Raw genomic sequence first — 19,689 nt, 5'->3', positions numbered from 1 at the left:
GAACTCGCGCTGTGTGCTGTCGAGCACCGCCACGGCAAGCAGGAATGGCGTAATATACAGCTTCGCCCAGGAGAACGATGAGGAGGGCGCTGCGATGGTGGTTTTCCTCTCCGAGTCCCAGATGCAGCACATAGAAGCCGATTTCATGCAGAAATGGCTGGCGTGGCTCGGCCCGAGTCACGGGCATCGCGTGGGGCGTATTAATGCGCTATTCGAGGAGCGGACCGCCACCGTATGGGCGACAAGATTTCACACGTTCATCACATATCGCGAAGTACCCGGGGCAACGGTATTTTCCGCTCCCAAAGCTCAAGCGAGCAGAGGCTATGTTTTCTTCACCGTAACCAGGAACTTATCCAGTATGGATCTAAAGGAACGCTCTTATCTGAAGCTCGCCGAACTTCTCAACAGCGCCTATGAGAGTAATGTAGACATGTACCGAGGATGGCGAGTCGCATTGATATATGGTGGTGGTAAAGGCTCATTAGAGGGCCAGAACCAATATCAGGGCCTGCGTCACGGTGAGGAAGCGGTAGACGCGGTCCGGCGCCTTATCCCGAGCATCGACCAAACTATTACTGCCATGCAGCAGCATGTGCGAAAGTTCCTCGACCAACCGCAACTACCGCCCGATTTTCGGGAAATGCTGCAGGAGTTCGCTGAGCAACTGACCCCAACGGGCGACGGTGCATGGCTGAAGCCATCGCAACTGGCGGGCTCACCGTTCGCGAAAATGAGTGACTACGCCGTTCGCATCGGCTCGTTCAAAGATGGAACCCCGCTCACCTATTCCGGGGAAGGGTCAATAGTGACGATCGCTCCCCCTGGCTCGGGTAAGACCCAATGCAATGTGTTTCCCAACCTGCTCACCTGGCCAGGGCCAGCCGTTGTCCTTGACATATCCGGTGACATCTACGAAAAGACAGCCGCCTGGCGAATGAAAAACGTGGGTCCGGTGTTTAAATTCAGCCCGCTCGAGCCATCGGACAGCCACAAATACAACCCCCTTACCTTCGTCAACAGCGATCCTGACTACATATGGGAGGACTCTCGTTTACTGGCCGAGATGATGATCGTCCCGACCATGTCCAGCGACCCGTTCTGGGACAACGAAGCCCGCACTGTCCTGACCGCCGTGATCGCCTACGTCTGCAACGCCAACCCCCCCGACCAGCGCCCGATGCACGCTGTCCTCGATGTCCTCTACGGCGGCAAACCCTGGGACAACATGATTCGGGGGCTCCGCCTAGCCACCAACGTGCGCGTCATGACCCAACACGCCAACTCGCTGTCGGATATGAACGAGAGAACGTTGAGCAGCGTTCTACAGACCGCCCGCTCGAGCCTGAGCGCTTGGGCGGGCGAGCGTATTGCCCGCGCCACCTCGACTGCGGACTGGAGTCCCGAAGACTTGCGCAACGGCACCAACCCGACGATTTACATCTACATACGGCCCAATGAAGTCGAGTCCTACCTATCGCTGCTGCGAGTCTTCATCGGCCAGCACATTCGCATGCTCACCGGCGGCAAAGTCCCGCCGCCGGGTTCGCCGCCCATTCTTTTCATGCTCGACGAGCTTCCTCGGCTACGGAACATGCCGCCGGTGGACGAGGCCCTCAACATCGGGCGCAAATACGGGCTCCGGTTGTGGATGTTCGCCCAGAGTGTGGGGCAACTCCAGACGGCCTACCGCAACGCTGATGGCATGTTGGGGGCTTGCGCCGTGCGCACCTACATGAACCCCAGCGGCGCAGACGGGCTGGCCGAGAAGATCTCCGAGGAACTCGGCTACGTCGAGTCCCTCCACGACAGTTCCCGACGACGCCTCGTCGAGGCAGCTGAGCTCGCCGGACCGGCCTATCGCGACCGGCAGATCGTCATCGCCAGCGGCGCGAAACCGGTAATGGTCAGCAAAGACTTTGCTTATGCGAATGCCGAATTCAGAGCGCGGATGGAGGTAGTGGCCGAGTAGCGAACCGCGCTAACCGGTGGGCTGGTGGTTAAGAGGCTGCAGGGGCGCCCCGGGGACGATCCCGAAGGGGCATTTAGCAAACCGTCTGAGCAGGCGACATCGCACGACCAGCAGGAGTACGATCCGTACATCCTTCAGGCTCTTGAGTGCCGGTATCGCAAAGTCGCAGGAGGCGCGTCGTGTCGGAACAGCCACCCGGAGTGTCGCCAGAGCCAGGTCGTGGTTTCCCGCCCCCGGACGACTTCAACTTTTCGCCCCCAAACTTCGGGCCTTCGCAAGGCAGCAACCCACCGCAGCCGGCGGGCTACGGTTACCTGCCGCCCCCGCCGGGAGAGTTCAGTTTCGCGCCTTCGGTGCCGCCGACGAACACCACCAACAAGTTTGCTATCTACTCGCTGGTGGCTTCGGCGATTGGGTGGGTGTGTTGCGGTATCGGGGCGCTCGCAGGGCCCATTTTCGGCATTATCGCACTGAACCAGATCAAGAACACCGGTGAAAGTGGCCGTGGTTTGGCAATTGCGGGCATCGTTGTGGGTGGAGTTGTTCTCGCCGGTTCCATGCTGTTCTGGTTGTTTGCCCTTGGCACATCAACCGAAGAAACTCATCATCCCAACAACAGGTACCGCTATAACAACATGGTTGTGACCACGGTCGTCCCGCTGCCGATGGCGCCTACCCTGACGTCGAGCTGACCGTTTAGTGGCCGAGTCGTCCCCGCCCCAGACGCAATAGCAGCATCGCCAGATCTTTGCCGTCGGGACCGAGCTCGCTGTAGCGCTCGATCACCTTCATCTCACGGCTGTGCACCAGGCGGGTACCCCCGGAGGCCATCCGGACCCTGCCGATCGCCTGGGATACTTCCGCGCGCCGCTTGACCGCCGCCAGAATCTCGGCATCGAGCCGGTCGATCTCCTGGCGCAATTCGTCAATGCCGAGCTGTTCGGTATCGATGGTGTTCATCTCTGCTATCTCCGCGTTCTCGTGAGGTGGGGGGTCTGGTCTCATCCGGGTTTCGGCCTCACACAAGAAACGAGCCCCGAATCCGGAAGCGGACCACGGGGCTCTGCGAAGGCAGCTAGACCACGGGCACCGCTGGCGGGTACCCGTAGAAAAATCGGCGCTGCCTGTTGAGCACGAGTTGAGTGTGCCACCCGACGGCGCGCGTGTGCAAAAAAGTGCCGAAATTGCGCTGCGGCGGTGGGCGGTCCGGTTGTCGGCGGGCGGCGGTAAGTTTGGAACGACATGAGTGTGCACGCGACCGAAGCCGAGTCCTCCCATCCATCCGCGGTAGATGAACTGCTCGCGGGCCTCAACCCGCAACAGCGCCAGGCGGTGGTCCATGAGGGTTCGCCGCTGCTGATCGTCGCCGGTGCGGGCTCGGGGAAGACGGCGGTGCTGACCCGGCGGATCGCCTACCTGATCGCCGAGCGCGGGGTAGGGGTGGGCCAGATCCTGGCCATCACCTTCACCAACAAGGCGGCCGCCGAGATGCGGGAACGCGTGGTGAACCTGGTCGGTCCCCGGGCGCGGTACATGTGGGTGTCGACATTCCACTCGTCGTGCGTGCGGATCCTGCGCAACCAGGCGTCCCTGATCGAGGGGCTGAACTCCAACTTCTCGATCTACGACGCCGACGACTCCCGGCGCCTGCTGCAGATGATCGGCCGCGACATGGGCCTGGACATCAAGCGGTACTCCCCGCGCCTGCTGGCCAATGCGATCTCCAACCTGAAGAACGAACTGATCGACCCGCACCAGGCGGTGTCCGACCTGGCCGACGAATCCGACGATCTGGCGCGCACCGTCGCCTCCGTCTTCGGCGAATATCAGCGCCGGCTGCGGGCGGCCAACGCCCTGGACTTCGACGACCTCATCGGTGAGACCGTCGCGGTGCTGCAGACCTTCCCGGACATCGCGCAGTACTACCGGCGCCGGTTCCGCCACGTGCTGGTCGACGAGTACCAGGACACCAACCATGCCCAGTACATGCTGGTGCGGGAACTGGTCGGCACCGACAACGAAAACAACGAAGTGCCGCCCGCGGAACTGTGCGTGGTCGGCGACGCCGACCAGTCGATCTACGCCTTCCGCGGCGCCACCATCCGCAACATCGAAGACTTCGAGCGCGACTACCCGGACGCCAGAACGATTCTGCTGGAACAGAATTACCGCTCGACGCAGAACATCCTGTCGGCGGCCAACTCGGTGATCGCCCGCAACTCCGGACGCCGGGAGAAGCGGTTGTGGACCGATGCCGGCGAGGGCGAGCTGATCGTCGGCTACGTCGCCGACAACGAACACGACGAGGCCAGATTCGTGGCCGAGGAGATCGACGCGCTGGCCGATCGCGGTGAGATCACCTATAACGATGTCGCGGTCTTCTACCGCACCAACAACTCGTCGCGCTCGCTGGAAGAGGTCTTCATTCGCGCCGGCATTCCCTACAAAGTTGTTGGGGGAGTGCGCTTCTACGAGCGCAAGGAGATCCGCGACATCGTCGCCTACCTGCGGGTGCTGGACAATCCGGGCGACGCGGTCAGCATGCGGCGCATTCTCAACACGCCGCGCCGTGGCATCGGCGATCGTGCCGAGGCGTGTGTGGCGGTGTACGCCGAGAACACCGGAGCCAGCTTCGCCGACGCCTTGCAGGCCGCGGCCGAGGGCAAGGTCGCGATGCTCAACAGCCGGGCCGAGAAGGCGATTGCCGGCTTCGTCGAGTTGCTGGACGAGCTGCGGGGGCACCTTGACGACGATCTCGGCGAACTGGTCGAAGCGGTGCTGGAACGCACCGGCTACCGCAGGGAACTGGAATCCTCAACCGACCCGCAGGAGCTGGCGCGGCTGGACAACCTCAACGAACTCGTCAGCGTCGCACATGAATTCAGCATCGACCGGGCGAACGCGGAGGCCCTGGCGGCCGAGACCGACGCCGACAACGAGGACGTGCCCGACACCGGGGTGCTGGCGGCATTTCTCGAACGCGTGTCGCTGGTCGCCGACACCGACGAGATCCCGGAGCACGGCTCGGGCCTGGTGACGCTGATGACCTTGCACACCGCCAAGGGGCTGGAGTTCCCGGTGGTCTTCGTGACCGGTTGGGAGGACGGCATGTTGCCGCACATGCGCGCCCTCGACGACCCGGTCGAACTCTCCGAGGAACGGCGATTGGCCTACGTCGGGATAACCCGGGCCCGGCAGCGGTTGTACGTCAGCCGGGCCATCGTGCGGTCATCGTGGGGTCAGCCCATGCTGAACCCGGAATCTCGCTTCCTGCGCGAGATTCCGCAGCAGCTCATCGACTGGCGCCGCACTGCGCCCAAGCCGTCGTTCAGCGCGCCGGTGAGCGGCGCCGGACGGTTCGGCACCCCGCGCGCGGCGCCCACGCGTTCGGGAGCCGCCAAGCGTCCGCTGATCGTGCTGGAGCCCGGTGACCGGGTAACCCATGACAAGTACGGCCTGGGCCGCGTTGAGGAAGTGTCCGGTGTCGGCGAATCGGCGATGTCGTTGATCGACTTCGGCAGCGCCGGTCGGGTGAAGCTGATGCACAACCACGCGCCGATCAGCAAGCTCTGAACGCCTAGCGGCGCAGGACTATTCGACCCAGCGCTTGGTTTCGTTCAACATCACCAGCACGCCGCTTGCGACCGGCAACAGCGGCAGCAGGTGCACCAGCCACGCCACCCGCGCGCCCGCGATGAACACACCGAGGTAGGTCAGCAGCGCCACCGCCGCCCCAGCCACCAGCAGCCAACGCCCCACCGGACGGCGCAGCAACAGCAGGATGACGCCCGAGACGGTGGTGACCGCGAAGACCAGCGCGAGGAATCCGACTGCGATGCAGAACAATCGGTCCGTCTGCCACCAGCCGGCGATCAGGTCGGTGGCCACCACCGACGTCGCCCAGCCGCTGATGATGCTCACCGCGCTGGCCGCCACCGCGGTACGGGCCCTCGTCTTCGTCGGCAGCACCGTGGGCGGCGGCACCTGGCCGGACGCCAAAGACGGTGCACGCCGGATGATTTGCGTGGGTTGCGCGGAATCCGGGATCGGCGGCAACGGCGCCGTCGGCGCACGCCGGATGATTCGCGTGCGGGGTTCGCCCGGTGATTCGCCGGGCTCGGGCGGATTATCGCGCGGACCGGGATCGCTGGGCGCGGTCACCGGTCAGCCGGCGTAGTTGCCGACGGACAGCCCACGCTTGGCCAGCCACGGCACCGGGTCGATCCGCTCGCTACCGCCCAACAGCACCTCGAAATGCAGGTGTGGCCCGGTGGAGAAGCCCCGATTGCCCATGGTCGCGATCTGGTCGCCCGCCATCACGCGTTCGCCGACGCTGACCAGCGTGCTGTTGACGTGGCCGTAGAGCGTGACAGTGCCGTCGACGTGGCGCAGCTTGACCCACATGCCGTAGCCCGCGGTCGGACCGGCGTCGATGACGACCCCATCTGACACCGCGTAGATCGGCGTGCCGATCGAGTTGGCCAGGTCGATGCCGGCGTGCAGCACGCCCCAGCGGTAGCCGAAGTTGGAAGTGAAGATGCCTTTGGTCGGCATGACGTACAGCGGCTGCTGCAGCCGGGCCTCGCGCTGAGCGCGCTCCTGCGCGAAGGCGTTGCCTCGGGCGAGTTCTTCGTTGTGGAAGGCGGCGTTGGCGGGCTGGGCGGCGATCACCTGAACACCGCGCGGCGCGTTGCTGCCGGATCCGCCCGACATGTTCGACGCGTTCGCCGTCAGCACCGTCTCGATCTTGGCGGTCTCGGACTGGCTGAGCGCGGTGTGCGTCGCCGCGGCGGCCGCACCGGCGGCCATCGCCCCGATCAGCAGGCGGCCCTTGGCGGCGCTGGTGGGCTCCTTGCGGTGGCTTCCGCCGCGGCGCGGCACCGGCAGGACGTCGGTCGTGTCGGAACCGGATTCGGGCGTGATGACGACCCGCGGTAGGACTTCGGTGACCGGGGCAGCCAGCCACAGCGGGATCAACTCGTCGACGTCGTTGAGGTCGTCGAGCTCCGGGGCGTGCAGCAGCTGCTCGTCGAGATTGAACTCAGACTCGCCGAAGTCCAGCTCGTCGAGGTCGGACAACTCGAGGTCGTCGAACTCGTCGAAGCCGTCCAGCGGAATGATCTCGGTGACTTCGTTGCGGTGATGCTGTAACCAGCGATCCCGGTGCGCGCGCGTGGTAGCCACGCTGGTAGAGCGGGTAATTCGGTGCTGGGACAAGCTGAAATGTCCTCGTATCGTGACCATAACGTTATCTGGACCTTGAGAAGGTATCCGCAAAGGTATGGGGCTGGCAACCTCAGTGCAAAATGCGGCCACTTTTGTGACTTGGGTCACGTCCTCGTGTGCCGTTCCGTCAGGTGACGTGCACCACAGCGGTGGGATGCGGCGACGAGAGTCGTTCGGGGTGCCGATACAGTTCCTCCGTGCGAGTTGCCGACTGCGGCACCGCCACCCTAATTGGCCTAGTAGACAAGCCGAGCAAAGGCAGTGACGCCCCATGGATCTGTTCGAGTACCAAGCCAAAGAACTGTTCGCCAAACACGGCGTACCCGGCACGCAGGGCCGGGTGACCGACACCGCTGAAGGCGCGAAAGCGATCGCGGAGGAAGTCGGTGCGCCCGTCATGGTGAAGGCCCAGGTCAAGACCGGTGGGCGCGGCAAGGCGGGTGGCGTGAAGTACGCCGCGACGCCCGAAGAGGCCTACGAGCACGCCAAGAACATTCTCGGCCTGGACATCAAGGGCCACATCGTCAAGAAGTTGTTGGTCGCCGAGGCCAGCGACATCGCCGAGGAGTACTACCTCTCCTTCCTGCTCGACCGCGCCAACCGCACCTACCTGGCCATGTGCTCGGTCGAAGGCGGCATGGAGATCGAGGAGGTGGCCGCGACCAAGCCGGATCGGCTGGCCAAGGTCCCGGTGAACGCGGTCAAGGGGGTGGACCGGGCGTTCGCGCGTTCCATCGCCGAGCAGGGCCACCTGCCCGAGGAGGTGCTGGACTCCGCCGCGGTGACCATCGAGAAGCTGTGGGGTGTTTTCGTCGGCGAGGACGCCACCCTGGTCGAGGTCAACCCGCTGGTGCGCACTCCTTCACGCGGTGAAGGCGACCCAGGCCGGATCCTGGCGCTGGACGGCAAGGTCACCCTGGACGCGAACGCCGACTTCCGCCAGCCCGGCCACGTCGAGTTCGAGGACCGCGCGGCGACAGACCCGCTGGAGCTCAAGGCCAAAGAGCACGACCTCAACTACGTGAAGCTCGACGGACAGGTCGGAATCATCGGCAACGGCGCCGGCCTGGTCATGTCGACGCTGGACGTCGTCGCCTACGCGGGCGAGAAGCACGGCGGCGTGAAGCCGGCCAACTTCCTCGACATCGGCGGTGGCGCTTCAGCCGAGGTGATGGCCGCGGGCCTGGACGTGGTGTTGGGCGACGAGCAGGTGAAGAGCGTGTTCGTCAACGTCTTCGGCGGCATCACCTCCTGCGACGCGGTGGCCACCGGCATCGTCAAGGCTCTCGAGATCCTGGGCGACGAGGCGAACAAGCCGTTGGTGGTGCGCCTCGACGGCAACAACGTCGAGGAGGGCCGGCGCATCCTGGCCGAGGCCAACCACCCGCTGGTGACCCTGGTCGCGACGATGGACGACGCCGCCGACAAAGCGGCCGAGCTGGCGAGCGCCTGACGTGGCGATCGCAAGGGCGGCGAAGCCGGGCGCAGCGGGTCGGCACGAGGAAAGGGACTGAACGAACATGGCTATCTTCCTGACCGCAGACAACAAGGTCGTCGTCCAGGGCATCACCGGCGCCGAAGCCACCAAGCACACCGCCCGGATGCTGGCGGCCGGCACCAAGATCGTCGGCGGTGTCAACGCCCGTAAGGCCGGCACCACCGTGGCGCACAAGAACGCCGACGGGGAGCCCGTCGAGTTGCCGGTGTTCGGCAGCGTCGTGGAGGCCATTGAGAAGACCGGCGCCGACGTCTCGATCATCTTCGTGCCGCCGGTGTTCGCCAAGGACGCGATCATCGAGGCCATCGACGCCGAGATTCCGCTACTGGTGGTCATCACTGAGGGAATCCCGGTGCAGGACAGCGCCTATGCGTGGGCCTACAACGTGGAGAAGGGACAGAAGACCCGGATCATCGGGCCGAACTGCCCCGGCATCATCAGCCCCGGTCAGTCGCTGGTGGGCATCACCCCGGCCAACATCAGCGGTCCCGGACCGGTGGGTCTGGTGTCCAAGTCCGGCACGCTGACCTACCAGATGATGTACGAGCTGCGTGATTTCGGGTTCACCACCTCGATCGGCATCGGCGGTGACCCGGTGATCGGCACCACCCACATCGACGCCATCGAGGCGTTCGAGAAGGACCCCGACACCAAGCTGATCGTGATGATCGGCGAGATCGGCGGTGACGCCGAGGAGCGGGCCGCTGACTTCATCAAGGCGAATGTGACCAAGCCGGTCGTCGGTTACGTCGCGGGATTCACCGCGCCGGAAGGCAAGACGATGGGCCACGCGGGCGCGATCGTGTCCGGGTCGTCGGGCACCGCGGCGGCCAAGAAGGATGCGTTGGAGGCGGCGGGCGTGAAGGTGGGCAAGACGCCGTCGGAGACGGCCGCGCTGGCCCGGGAGATCCTCAAGACCCTGTAGCGCTCCAGCGCGAGCAAAAGGCGCCCCCGGTCGCGAGCGGACGGTGCCCCGGGGGGCTATCCCGGTGTCACGCCGGGCTTGCCGTTCGGGCCGACCAGGAAGAACGCACCGAACCCGCCGGGGGCGCCGATGCCGGGGATCGCTCCGATGCCGCCGTTGCCGCCGTCGCCCCCGATGCCGAAGAAGTACCCGCCGTAGCCGCCCTGCGCGCCGTTGCCGCCGACGGCCAAGTTGGCCGCGCCGAACCCATTGCCGCCGTGGCCGCCGAGGCCGAACAGGATGCCACCGAGGCCACCCAGTCCGCCGACTCCGCCGGTCCCGCCGGCCGCCGCGCTGCCGCCGTCGCCGCCCGCGCCGCCGATGCCGAAGAACGCCCCACCGTCGCCGCCGTACCCGCCCGGCCCGCCGTGACCACCGGTGAGGTTGGTCCCGCCGGTCCCGCCGTTGCCGCCGAAGCCGAACAACTGGCCGGCGCCACTGCCGCCCTGCCCGCCCTGGCCGCCGATGTTGGCGTTGCCGACCGCTGCCCCTCCGGTACCGCCGTCGGCGCCGGTCGAGATCAGGTTGAACAGAATGTTGCCGCTGCCGCCGGTCCCGCCGACACCGGCGATGCCATTGCTGAACACCAGCGAGTCGCCGCCGGCTCCGCCGACGCCGCCAAGACCATAGAGCAGGCCGAGACCGTCGCCCCCGTAGCCGCCCCAGCCGGCAACGAAGCCGTTCCCGCCGGCACCCCCGGCGCCGCCGTTGCCCCAGAGGATCCCGCCGCTGCCGCCCCATCCGCCGTCGCCGGCGACGCCATTGACACTGGCCCCGCCGACCCCTCCGGCGCCGCCGTTGCCGAACAGGCCGACGGCGTTACCGCCGGCGCCACCCTGGCCGACGAAGCCGGCGCCGTTGGCGGCTCCACCGGTACCGCCCCGGCCGCCATTGCCGAAGAGGAACCCGCCGTCGCCGCCGAACCCGCCATTCTGGCCGGCCCCACCGGAACCGCCGGCACCGCCGTTGCCCCACAGCAGGCCGCCGTTTTGGCCATTGGAGCCGGTTCCGTCGACGCCGTTGGCGCCATCGCCGATCAGCGGGCGGCCGAGGAATCGTTCGAACGGGTCGTTGATGGCGGCCAGCAGTGAATCGGCGCTGGTGGCTTCGGCAGTGGCGTAGGAATTGGCGCCGGTGGCCAACAGCTGAACGAACTGCTGGTGGAAGCCGGCGATGTGAGCACTGAGCGACTGGTAGGTCTGCCCGTAGGAGCTGAACATCGCTGCGATCGCAGCGGATACCTCGTCGGCGCCCGCTGCCAGCAGGGCGGACGTGGGCGATGCCGCCGCCGCATTCGCTGCGTTGACCGCCGCACCGACGTTCGCCAGATCCGAGGCCGCCGCGCTGATGAACTCCGGCACCGCGATCACGTGAGACATCTCCGACCTCCAACCGTTGCGGCGACCTCCCGCGGGTCACCGGACGGCAGAACGGTATTGCCACACAGGCGTCTACCGATCCCAACTTCACCCCGCCTGCAAACAGAGCGCAGGGCTGGGGTAGATAGTTGAGCTATGAAACTGGATCCGCGGACGCCCGTCATCGTCGGTGTCGGACAGGCCGCCGAGCGCATCGCTGATCCGGGCTACCGGGCCATGTCACCGGTCGAGTTGGCGGCCGCCGCCGCCCAGGCCGCGGTTGACGACAGCGGCGGTATCGGGGTGGCGGGTGCCGTCGACACAATCGCGGCGCTGCGGCAGTTCGAGATCTCCGGGCCGGTCGCCAACGCGCCGCTGGGACGGTCCAACAACTACCCGCGGTCGGTGGCCAAACGGATCGGCGCCGAGCCCGGCCGGGCAATCCTGGAGATCGTCGGCGGCCAGGGACCGCAGAAACTGATCACCGAGCTGGCCGGCGAGATCGCGGCGGGCCACTCGGAGGTGGCCCTGGTCTTCGGCTCCGATGCGACGTCCACGCTGCGCCATTTCGCCCAGGCCACCGATAAACCCGACTTCACCGAGACCATCGAAGGCGACCTCGAAGACCGCGGCCAGGGCATCGACTACCTGGTGTCCCGAAACACCGTGATCCACGGTCTCATCGATGCGCCGACGCAGTACGCGTTGCTGGAGAATGCGCGGCGCGCCGGGACCGGCCTCGGGCCGACCGAGTATCTGCGCCGCATGGGCGAGCTGTTCGCGCCGTTCAGCAAGGTCGCCGCTAACAACCCGTTCGCAGCCGCCCCGGTCGAGCGGACCGTCGACGAGCTGATCACCGTCTCCGAGCGCAACCGGATGATCTCGGACCCGTACCCGCGCTTGATGGTCGCCCGCGATCAGGTGAACCAGGGTGCGGCTGCGTTGCTGATGTCGGTGGCCGCGGCGCACCGACTGGGCGTGCCGGAAGAGAAATGGGTGTACCTACGCGGCCACGCGGACCTGCAAGAGCAGGACCTGCTGGAACGGCCCGACCTCGGGCAGGCTCCGTCGGCCTTGCTGGCGGCGCGCGAGGCGCTGGACGTGGCGGGGATCGGCATCGACGACATCGCCACCTTCGACCTGTACAGCTGCTTCCCGGTGCCGGTGTTCAACGTCTGCGACGGGCTGTCAATCGCGCCCGACGATCCACGTGGTCTCACCCTTACCGGCGGGCTGCCGTTCTTCGGCGGCGCCGGCAATAACTACTCGATGCACGCCGTTGCCGAGACCGTCGCCCGGATGCGAAGTGCCCCCGGGGAATTCGGCCTCGTCGGCGCCAACGGCGGGATCCTGAGCAAGTACTCGGTCGGCGTGTACTCGACCGAGCCCGTGCCGTGGCGACCGGACCGCAGCGCGCAACTGCAGAAGCAGGTCGACGCCGGACCCACCGTGCCGGTGACCGAACATCCCGACGGTCCGGGCACCGTAGAGACCTATACCGTGCGCCGGGACAACGGACGCCGCACCGGAATCATCATCGGACGCTTGGACTCTGACGGCAGCCGCTTCATCGCAACCACCGAGGACGACGGACTGATCGCCCGCCTCACCGACGAGGACCCGCTGGGCACCGCGGTGCAGGTGCGGTCCTTCGACTACGGCAACCGCTGCTCGCCTTAGACGAAGCCGGCCAGCTTGCCGGCCAGCCGCTCCACGTACGCGGCGACTTTGTCTTCGTCGCTGTCGGGCATGCCGAACAGGACTTCGGTCACGCCGAGCTCGGCCCAGCGGGCCAGCTTGTCGGCGTCCGGTTTGAAGTCCAGCGCCACGATCTGGGGCGCGCCGTCACGCCCGGCCGCGGCCCAGGTGTCCTGTAACAGCTTGACCGGCTCGTCGATGTCGAAGTCGCGGGGAGTGGTGATCCACCCGTCGGCGCTGCGCGCGATCCACTTGAAGTTCTTCTCCGTGCCCGCCGCGCCGACCAGCACGGGAATGTGGGATTGCACTGGCTTGGGCCAGGCCCAGCTGGGCCCGAACTTGACGAACTCGCCGTCGTATTCCGCTTCCTCCTGCGTCCACAGCGCCCGCATCGCCTCGAGGTACTCGCGCAACATGGTGCGACGCCGCCCGGCCGGCACGTTGTGGTCGGCGAGTTCATCGGTGTTCCAGCCGAATCCGACGCCGAGGCTGACCCGTCCGCCGGACAGGTGGTCCAGCGTCGCGATACTTTTCGCCAGGGTGATCGGGTCGTGCTCGACGGGCAGCGCCACCGCGGTGGACAGCCGGACGCGCGACGTCACCGCGCACGCCGCGCCCAGACTCACCCACGGATCGAGGGTGCGCATATAACGGTCGTCAGGCAGTGAGGCGTCACCCGTGGTCGGGTGCGCCGCCTCGCGCTTGATCGGGATGTGGGTGTGTTCGGGGACGTAAAACGTCTGGAAACCATGGTCGTCGGCAAGCTTGGCGGCTGCCGCCGGGGAGATGCCGCGGTCGCTGGTGAACAGCACGAGTCCGTAGTCCATGCCTCAATTTAGAACGTGTTCTACTTTTGCGCGCGAGCGGCCCCGCTGTGCTGCCGCCGGGGCGGCGCGGGGTGGCCCCGAGCGGCGCCGGGCCTTTGTTCTGGAAGGTGCGCTAGCGTGGTTGGTCGAATGGCGTCGCACGGCCGGCGCCGCCCCGCGCAATGCGGCCACCGGAAGCAACAGGAGGAGTCATGACCTACTCACCCGGTACTCCCGGATATCAGCAATCGCAGCCGCCGGGGTCCTACGGCACTCCGAACACACCGGCGCCGGCGCAGACCGAGCCGGGTGAGAGCAAGCTGGGGGTCTACCTGACCATCGCGGTGGCGGCCCTGGGTCTGCTCGCCTACTTCTTCAACTTCGGCCCGGTCTTCACCTACGGCAACGATCTCGGCGGCTCCGGCGGTGAGTTGTTCGGTGAATTCGCATTGGCGGTGGTGGTGGCGGTGTTGGCCGCACTGCTCGCTGGGGTGAGCCTGCTACCCAAAGCCAAGAGCTACGTGACGATCGTCGCAGTGCTCTCGGTGCTGGCCGTCTTGCTGGTCATCTCCGCGACGTTCAACAAGCCGAACGCGTACTCGACCGGTTGGGCGCTGTGGATTGTCCTGGTGCTGATCGTCTTCGAGGCGGTGGCCGCGGTCGCCGCGCTGCTGCTGGACGCGGGCGTCATCACCGCCCCGGCGCCGCGGCCCAAGTACGACCCGTTCGGTGGGTACGGACAGTACGGCCAGTACGGTCAGTACGGCGGCCAGCCGGGCGGCTACTACGGTCAGCCGGGTGCACAGCAGCCCGCGCAGAACCCCGCCGGCTACGGCTCGCAATACGGCGGCGGCTACTCGTCGAGCCCCAACCCCCAGTCCGGCGGGTTCCCCGCCCAGCAGCCGGCGCAGTCGCCCCCCCAGCAACAGCAGCAGGGACCGACGCACACCCCGCCCACCGGGTTCCCGAGCTTCAGCCCGCCGCCGCCGGTCAGTGCCGGTTCTGGATCCCAGGGGGGCCAGGCTCCGGTCAACTACTCACAGCCCGCCGAGGGTCAGCAGTCCTACGGTCAGGGCCAGCAGTCGTCGCCTGGTTCGGCGCCGGTCTAAACGAGCGCTCTCGCGCCTGGTAAGGCTCGTGCGCGAAGAGTGAACAGGGTGTCGGCAAGAAGCGAGGACAACCAGTCCGCGGGCGCTCGGCAGGCGCGTGACCTCGTTCGGGTGGCGTTCGCGCCCGCCGTGGTGGCGCTGGTCATCATTGCGGCTGTCACGCTGCTGGAACTGCTGATCGCCAACAGCGACATGACCGGCGCATTGGGCGCCATCGCAAGCATGTGGCTCGGCATCCACCAGGTGCCGGTGTCGATCGGCGGCCGGGAGCTCGGCGTCATGCCGCTGCTACCCGTCCTGCTGATGGTGTGGGCGACCGCGCGCGCGACGGCGCGGGCCACGTCTCCGTACTCGTCGTGGCTGGTGGTGCGCTGGGTCATCGCGTCGTCGCTGGGCGGGCCGTTGTTGATGACGGCGATCGCACTGGCGGTAATTCACGACGCGTCGTCGGTGCTGACCGAGTTGCAAACACCCAGCGCCTTACGGGCTTTCACGAGCGTGCTGGTGGTGCATGCGGTCGGCGCCGCGATCGGGGTGTGGTCGCGGGTGGGCCGACGCGCCCTGGCCATTTCCCCCCTGCCCAACTGGCTGGGCGATTCGCTGCGCGCGGCCACCGCCGGGGTATTGGCATTGGTGGGTTTGTCGGGGATGGTGACGGCCGGGTCGCTGGTTGTGCACTGGGCGACGATGCAGGACCTGTACGGCATCACCGAGTCCATTTGGGGCCAGTTCAACCTGACCGTGCTGTCGGTGCTGTACGCGCCCAACGTCATCGTCGGTGCGTCGGCTGTCGCGGTGGGATCGAGCGCGCACATCGGGTTCGCGACGTTCAGTTCGTTCACGGTGTTCGGTGGTGATGTGCCGGCGTTGCCGATCCTGGCCGCGGCGCCGACGCCGCCGCTGGGTCCGGTGTGGGTCGCCCTGCTGATCATCGGCGCCGCGTCAGGTGTCGCGGTCGGGCAGCAGTGCGCCCGGCGCGCGCTGCCGTTGTTCGCGGCGATGGCCAAGCTGCTGGTGGCCGGCGTCGTGGGTGCGTCGGCGATGACGCTGCTCGGCTACGGCGGTGGCGGCAAACTGGGGAACTTCGGGGACGTCGGCGTCGACAAGAGCGCGCTGTTCCTCGGTGTGCTGTTCTGGTTCACGCTCGTCGGTGCGGTCACGGTGGTGATGGCCGGCGGGATCCGGCGCCGACCCCGGCGACGTCGACCGGAGCCGGTGCCCGTGGATGCCGAAGAACCCGTCCTGGGGGTTTTCGACGACGACATCGAGCCCGGCGAGGCCCCGGACGTCCCGAACGGCCCAGACGTCTCAGATGCTCCGGAAGTCCCGGCAGAAGAGGCGTCGGGTGCCGCGCCGGAGCCCGACGAGGGGCCGGGCGGTGAGCGGCAGGATTGACGGTCTCTCGGCCGGGTCTGCTGCGCGCCGGGCGTCGTCACACCACTAGGCTTCCGCGTGTGCAGGAACCGCTCCGTGTGCCCCCGAGTGCACCGGCGCGGCTGGTGGTCTTGGCGTCCGGGACCGGTTCACTGCTGAACTCCCTGCTCGAGGCGGCCGTCGGCGACTACCCGGCGCGGGTGGTGGCCGTCGGCGTGGATCGCGACTGCCGGGCCACCGAGATCGCCGCGCGGGCAGCCATCCCGGCCTACAAAGTCAGCGTCGGCGACCATCCGAGCCGGGACGCCTGGGACGCCGCCATCACCGCAGCCACCGCGGCCCACCAGCCCGATCTGGTGGTATCCGCCGGATTCATGAGAATCCTTGGCCCGCAATTTCTTTCGCGCTTCATTGGACGCACCGTCAATACGCATCCGGCGCTGTTGCCGGCCTTCCCGGGTGCGCACGGCGTGCGCGACGCGCTGGACTACGGGGTGAAAGTCACCGGCTGTACGGTGCACCTGGTGGATGCCGGTGTCGACACCGGTCCGATACTGGCCCAGCAACCCGTCGAAGTGCTCGACGGTGACGACGAGGACTCCTTGCATGAGCGCATCAAGGTTGTGGAACGGCAACTGCTGGTGAAAGTGGTGGCCGCCATGGCAACCGGCGGCGTGACGGTGATCGAGCGAAAGGCGACCCTGGGGATGAACACAGCATGAGCATCGACAAGAAGCCGATCCGCCGCGCATTGATCAGCGTGTACGACAAGACCGGGCTGGTCGAGCTGGCGCAGGGGCTCGCGGCGGCCGGTGTGGAGATCGTCTCCACCGGCTCGACGGCGAAGACCATTGCCGACAAAGCGATCCCGGTGACCCGGGTCGAAGAGCTGACCGGCTTCCCCGAGGTGCTCGACGGCCGCGTGAAGACCCTGCACCCTAAGGTGCACGCGGGGCTGTTGGCCGACCTTCGCAAGCCGGCGCACGAGGCGGCCCTGGAAGAGCTCGGCGTCAAGGCCTTCGAACTCGTCGTCGTCAACCTCTACCCGTTCACCCAAACCGTCGAATCCGGCGCCGGCGTCGACGAGTGCGTCGAGCAGATCGACATCGGCGGACCCTCCATGGTGCGCGCGGCCGCCAAGAATCACCCGAGCGTCGCCGTGGTGGTCGACCCGCGCGGCTATGACGGGGTGCTGGCCGCGGTGCGCAACGGCGGATTTACCCTCGCCGAGCGCAAAAAGCTGGCGTCGCTGGCCTTTCAGCACACCGCCGAATACGACATCGCCGTCGCCACCTGGATGCAGGAGACCCTGGCCCCGGAAGACCCGCCGCAGGAGTTTCCGCATTTCTTCGCCCGCAACTGGCGCCGCCAGGCGACCCTGCGTTACGGCGAGAACCCGCACCAGCAGGCCGCGCTCTACGCCGATCCCGCTGCCTGGCCGGGTCTGGCGCAGGCCGAGCAGCTGCACGGAAAGGAGATGTCCTACAACAACTTCACCGATGCGGACGCGGCCTGGCGCGCCGCCTTCGACCACGAGCAGACCTGCGTCGCGATCATCAAGCACGCCAACCCCTGCGGCATCGCGATCTCGGAGGTCTCGGTCGCCGACGCGCACCGCAAAGCCCACGAATGCGACCCGCTGAGCGCCTTCGGCGGCGTGATCGCGGCCAACACCGAAGTCAGCGTCGAAATGGCCGAATACGTCAGCACGATCTTCACCGAGGTGATCGTCGCACCCGCCTACGAGCCCGGGGCCGTCGAGATACTGACCCGCAAGAAGAACATCCGCGTGCTGGTGGCCTCCGAACCTCTGGCAGGCGGGCACGAGTTGCGGCCGATCAGCGGCGGACTGCTCATCCAGCAGCGCGACCAACTCGACGCGCAGGGCGACAACCCGAACAACTGGACCCTGGCCACCGGTGAGCCCGCCGACCCGGCCACCCTGACCGACCTGGTCTTCGCGTGGCGCGCCTGCCGCGCGGTCAAGTCCAACGCGATCGTCATCGTCTCTGGCGGCGCCACCATCGGCGTCGGGATGGGGCAGGTCAACCGGGTCGACGCGGCCCGGCTTGCTGTCGAGAGAGGTGGCGAGCGGGTGCGTGGCGCGGTCGGCGCCTCCGACGCGTTCTTCCCGTTCCCGGACGGCCTGGAGACCCTGACCGCCGCCGGGGTCAAGGCGATCGTGCATCCCGGCGGTTCGGTGCGCGACGACGAAGTGACCGCCGCGGCCAGCAAGGCGGGGATCACGTTGTACCTCACCGGAGCACGCCACTTCGCCCACTGATCTCCTCAGCCGAGAGTGAAATACACGACCGACACGCCGCGAGGTGCGTCGGGAAAGTCACTCTCGTCGGCACAACGAAAGTCGGCGTCGTAGCGTGGAGTGGTGACTTCACCGAGCAATCTGCCCCGCACCGTCGGCGAGCTGCGTGCCTCCGGTCACCGTGAGCGGGGGGTCAAGCAGGAAATCCGCGAGAATCTTCTGACCGCGCTGGCCGAGGGTGACGAAATTTGGCCTGGGATTCTGGGTTTTGATGACACCGTCATCCCGCAGCTCGAGCGCGCGCTGATCGCCGGCCACGACTTCGTGTTGTTGGGCGAACGCGGCCAGGGCAAGACGCGGCTATTGCGGGCGCTCACCGGTCTGCTCGACGAGTGGACGCCGGTGATCGACGGCTCGGAGCTGGGCGAGCACCCGTACACGCCGATCACGCCGGAGTGGATCCGCCGCGCCGCCCAGCTGCAAGACGACCTGCCGATCACCTGGAAGCACCGCAGCGAGCGGTACACCGAGAAGCTGGCCACCCCGGACACCAGCGTCGCCGACCTGGTCGGGGACATCGACCCGATCAAGGTCGCCGAAGGCCGCAGCCTGGGAGACCCGGAAACCATCGCCTACGGGCTGATCCCGCGGGCCCACCGCGGCATCGTCGCCGTCAACGAACTGCCCGACCTCGCCGAGCGCATCCAGGTCTCGATGCTCAACGTGATGGAGGAGCGCGACATCCAGGTGCGCGGCTATACGCTGCGGCTGCCGCTCGACGTCCTGGTCGTGGCCAGCGCCAACCCGGAGGACTACACCAACCGCGGCCGCATCATCACGCCGCTCAAGGACCGGTTCGGCGCCGAGATCCGCACCCACTACCCCCTCGAACTGAGCGCCGAGATCGGTGTCATCGCCCAGGAGGCGCACCTCAGCGCGCAGGTGCCCGACTACCTGCTGCAGATCATCGCGCGGTTCGCCCGCTACCTGCGCGAGTCCAGTTCGGTCGACCAGCGCTCCGGTGTGTCGGCGCGGTTCGCGATCGCCGCGGCCGAGACGGTCGCCGCGGCGGCCCGGCACCGCGGCCAGCACATCCTTGGCCGACACCCGTTCACCCGTCGTCACCGCGGAACCACTCTCGACGGCGGACACCAGCGTGCCGACGTCGATGCCGCCCAGCACGCGCGAGGCGGTGTCGGCGGTGGCGCGGCGCAGCAGATGCTCCAGCACGGCCTGCTCGCGGCCCTCCTCGCCGGACTCGAATTCCAGCTTGCCGCGCAACACGTCGATGATGGTGCCCAGGTCGACCACCCGGGCGACCGGGTCGGTCTCGCCCAGGATCGCGCCGCGGTGCCGGGCCGCCGCGGCGACCGTCTCGGCCGCGGCGATCGCGAACCGCGCCGACACACCGGAGCGCTGGT

At 67.1% G+C, this 19,689-nt stretch carries 16 protein-coding genes; 11 read left to right on the top strand and 5 right to left on the bottom strand.

What is annotated here, in order from left to right:
• Window positions 1–13: 13 nt before the first annotated feature.
• Together A9X01_RS07440 and A9X01_RS28845 are read left to right on the top strand one after the other, a co-directional pair.
• The gene (locus A9X01_RS07440) at window positions 14–1,972 is read left to right on the top strand and encodes a type IV secretory system conjugative DNA transfer family protein (protein WP_081282253.1); all 1,959 of its coding nucleotides are present in this window, start codon (window positions 14–16) and stop codon (window positions 1,970–1,972) included.
• A gap of 179 nt (window positions 1,973–2,151) precedes the next feature.
• Window positions 2,152–2,664, top strand: coding sequence for a DUF4190 domain-containing protein (locus A9X01_RS28845; RefSeq protein ID WP_253848997.1), 513 nt, complete (start codon window positions 2,152–2,154; stop codon window positions 2,662–2,664).
• A gap of 4 nt (window positions 2,665–2,668) precedes the next feature.
• Here the strand turns inward: A9X01_RS28845 and A9X01_RS07430 are convergent, their stop codons facing one another.
• Window positions 2,669–2,977, bottom strand: a complete 309-nt coding sequence (locus A9X01_RS07430) for a chorismate mutase (protein ID WP_081282251.1) — start codon at window positions 2,975–2,977, stop codon at window positions 2,669–2,671.
• 237 nt (window positions 2,978–3,214) lie between these two features.
• Here A9X01_RS07430 and pcrA point away from each other — a divergent pair, with 237 nt between their 5' ends.
• Window positions 3,215–5,545 (top strand): DNA helicase PcrA, encoded by a 2,331-nt coding sequence (gene pcrA, locus A9X01_RS07425; protein WP_065120130.1) that lies wholly within the window; start codon window positions 3,215–3,217, stop codon window positions 5,543–5,545.
• Window positions 5,546–5,563: 18 nt separating this feature from the next.
• On the opposite strand, the gene A9X01_RS07420 is transcribed toward pcrA, so the two are convergent.
• Both A9X01_RS07420 and A9X01_RS07415 read right to left on the bottom strand, forming a co-directional pair.
• Complete coding sequence (locus tag A9X01_RS07420) at window positions 5,564–6,133, bottom strand: ABC transporter permease (protein WP_065120129.1); 570 nt, start codon at window positions 6,131–6,133, stop codon at window positions 5,564–5,566.
• A gap of 3 nt (window positions 6,134–6,136) precedes the next feature.
• Window positions 6,137–7,156, bottom strand: a complete 1,020-nt coding sequence (locus A9X01_RS07415) for a M23 family metallopeptidase (RefSeq protein WP_436405240.1) — start codon at window positions 7,154–7,156, stop codon at window positions 6,137–6,139.
• A 313-nt stretch (window positions 7,157–7,469) separates the two neighbouring features.
• On the opposite strand from A9X01_RS07415, the gene sucC reads away from it, so the two are divergent.
• Window positions 7,470–8,651 (top strand): ADP-forming succinate--CoA ligase subunit beta, encoded by a 1,182-nt coding sequence (sucC, locus tag A9X01_RS07410; RefSeq protein WP_065120128.1) that lies wholly within the window; start codon window positions 7,470–7,472, stop codon window positions 8,649–8,651.
• Between the two features lie 67 nt (window positions 8,652–8,718).
• Window positions 8,719–9,621, top strand: coding sequence for a succinate--CoA ligase subunit alpha (gene sucD / locus A9X01_RS07405; RefSeq protein ID WP_065120127.1), 903 nt, complete (start codon window positions 8,719–8,721; stop codon window positions 9,619–9,621).
• A 56-nt stretch (window positions 9,622–9,677) separates the two neighbouring features.
• Here the strand turns inward: sucD and A9X01_RS31795 are convergent, their stop codons facing one another.
• Window positions 9,678–11,039: a PE family protein gene (locus A9X01_RS31795; RefSeq protein ID WP_065120126.1), complete on the bottom strand. Its 1,362-nt coding sequence runs from the start codon at window positions 11,037–11,039 to the stop codon at window positions 9,678–9,680.
• A gap of 135 nt (window positions 11,040–11,174) precedes the next feature.
• On the opposite strand from A9X01_RS31795, the gene A9X01_RS07395 reads away from it, so the two are divergent.
• On the top strand, window positions 11,175–12,698 hold the full coding sequence (locus A9X01_RS07395; protein ID WP_065120125.1) for an acetyl-CoA acetyltransferase: 1,524 nt from the start codon (window positions 11,175–11,177) through the stop codon (window positions 12,696–12,698).
• Here A9X01_RS07395 and A9X01_RS07390 read toward each other — a convergent pair.
• Window positions 12,695–13,543 (bottom strand): LLM class F420-dependent oxidoreductase, encoded by an 849-nt coding sequence (locus A9X01_RS07390; protein ID WP_065120124.1) that lies wholly within the window; start codon window positions 13,541–13,543, stop codon window positions 12,695–12,697. The two genes, A9X01_RS07395 and A9X01_RS07390, sit on opposite strands and share 4 nt — an antisense overlap.
• A gap of 191 nt (window positions 13,544–13,734) precedes the next feature.
• On the opposite strand from A9X01_RS07390, the gene A9X01_RS07385 reads away from it, so the two are divergent.
• From A9X01_RS07385 to A9X01_RS32180, 5 genes are all read left to right on the top strand, one after another.
• A complete protein-coding gene (locus A9X01_RS07385; RefSeq protein ID WP_065120123.1) occupies window positions 13,735–14,631 on the top strand; it encodes a DUF5336 domain-containing protein in 897 nt (298 codons plus the stop codon).
• 39 nt (window positions 14,632–14,670) lie between these two features.
• Entirely contained in the window at window positions 14,671–16,026 is a 1,356-nt protein-coding gene (locus tag A9X01_RS07380; RefSeq protein ID WP_065120122.1) for a cell division protein PerM, read from the top strand.
• A gap of 59 nt (window positions 16,027–16,085) precedes the next feature.
• Complete coding sequence (gene purN, locus A9X01_RS07375; RefSeq protein WP_065120121.1) at window positions 16,086–16,727, top strand: phosphoribosylglycinamide formyltransferase; 642 nt, start codon at window positions 16,086–16,088, stop codon at window positions 16,725–16,727.
• Window positions 16,724–18,289, top strand: a complete 1,566-nt coding sequence (gene purH / locus A9X01_RS07370) for a bifunctional phosphoribosylaminoimidazolecarboxamide formyltransferase/IMP cyclohydrolase (RefSeq protein ID WP_065120120.1) — start codon at window positions 16,724–16,726, stop codon at window positions 18,287–18,289. The genes purN and purH overlap by 4 nt, the downstream gene beginning before the upstream one ends.
• A 99-nt stretch (window positions 18,290–18,388) precedes the next feature.
• Window positions 18,389–19,689, top strand: a 1,301-nt coding sequence (locus A9X01_RS32180; RefSeq protein ID WP_216638901.1) for a sigma 54-interacting transcriptional regulator, incomplete at its 3' end; no start/stop codon positions are given.

The sequence above is a fragment of the Mycobacterium asiaticum genome (assembly GCF_001668675.1).
Lineage (GTDB): Bacteria > Actinomycetota > Actinomycetes > Mycobacteriales > Mycobacteriaceae > Mycobacterium > Mycobacterium asiaticum_D.
The sequence above is the reverse complement of the archived record's forward strand: the minus strand, read 5'-3'. Positions and strand labels throughout refer to the sequence as shown.

Coding starts and splice junctions, on each gene's coding strand:
- A9X01_RS07430 (WP_081282251.1), bottom strand. CDS start 2,977: ATGAGACCAGACCCCCCACCTCACGAGAACGCGGAGATAGCAGAGATG.
- pcrA (WP_065120130.1), top strand. CDS start 3,215: ATGAGTGTGCACGCGACCGAAGCCGAGTCCTCCCATCCATCCGCGGTA.
- sucC (WP_065120128.1), top strand. CDS start 7,470: ATGGATCTGTTCGAGTACCAAGCCAAAGAACTGTTCGCCAAACACGGC.
- sucD (WP_065120127.1), top strand. CDS start 8,719: ATGGCTATCTTCCTGACCGCAGACAACAAGGTCGTCGTCCAGGGCATC.
- A9X01_RS31795 (WP_065120126.1), bottom strand. CDS start 11,039: ATGTCTCACGTGATCGCGGTGCCGGAGTTCATCAGCGCGGCGGCCTCG.
- A9X01_RS07395 (WP_065120125.1), top strand. CDS start 11,175: ATGAAACTGGATCCGCGGACGCCCGTCATCGTCGGTGTCGGACAGGCC.
- A9X01_RS07390 (WP_065120124.1), bottom strand. CDS start 13,543: ATGGACTACGGACTCGTGCTGTTCACCAGCGACCGCGGCATCTCCCCG.
- A9X01_RS07385 (WP_065120123.1), top strand. CDS start 13,735: ATGACCTACTCACCCGGTACTCCCGGATATCAGCAATCGCAGCCGCCG.
- purH (WP_065120120.1), top strand. CDS start 16,724: ATGAGCATCGACAAGAAGCCGATCCGCCGCGCATTGATCAGCGTGTAC.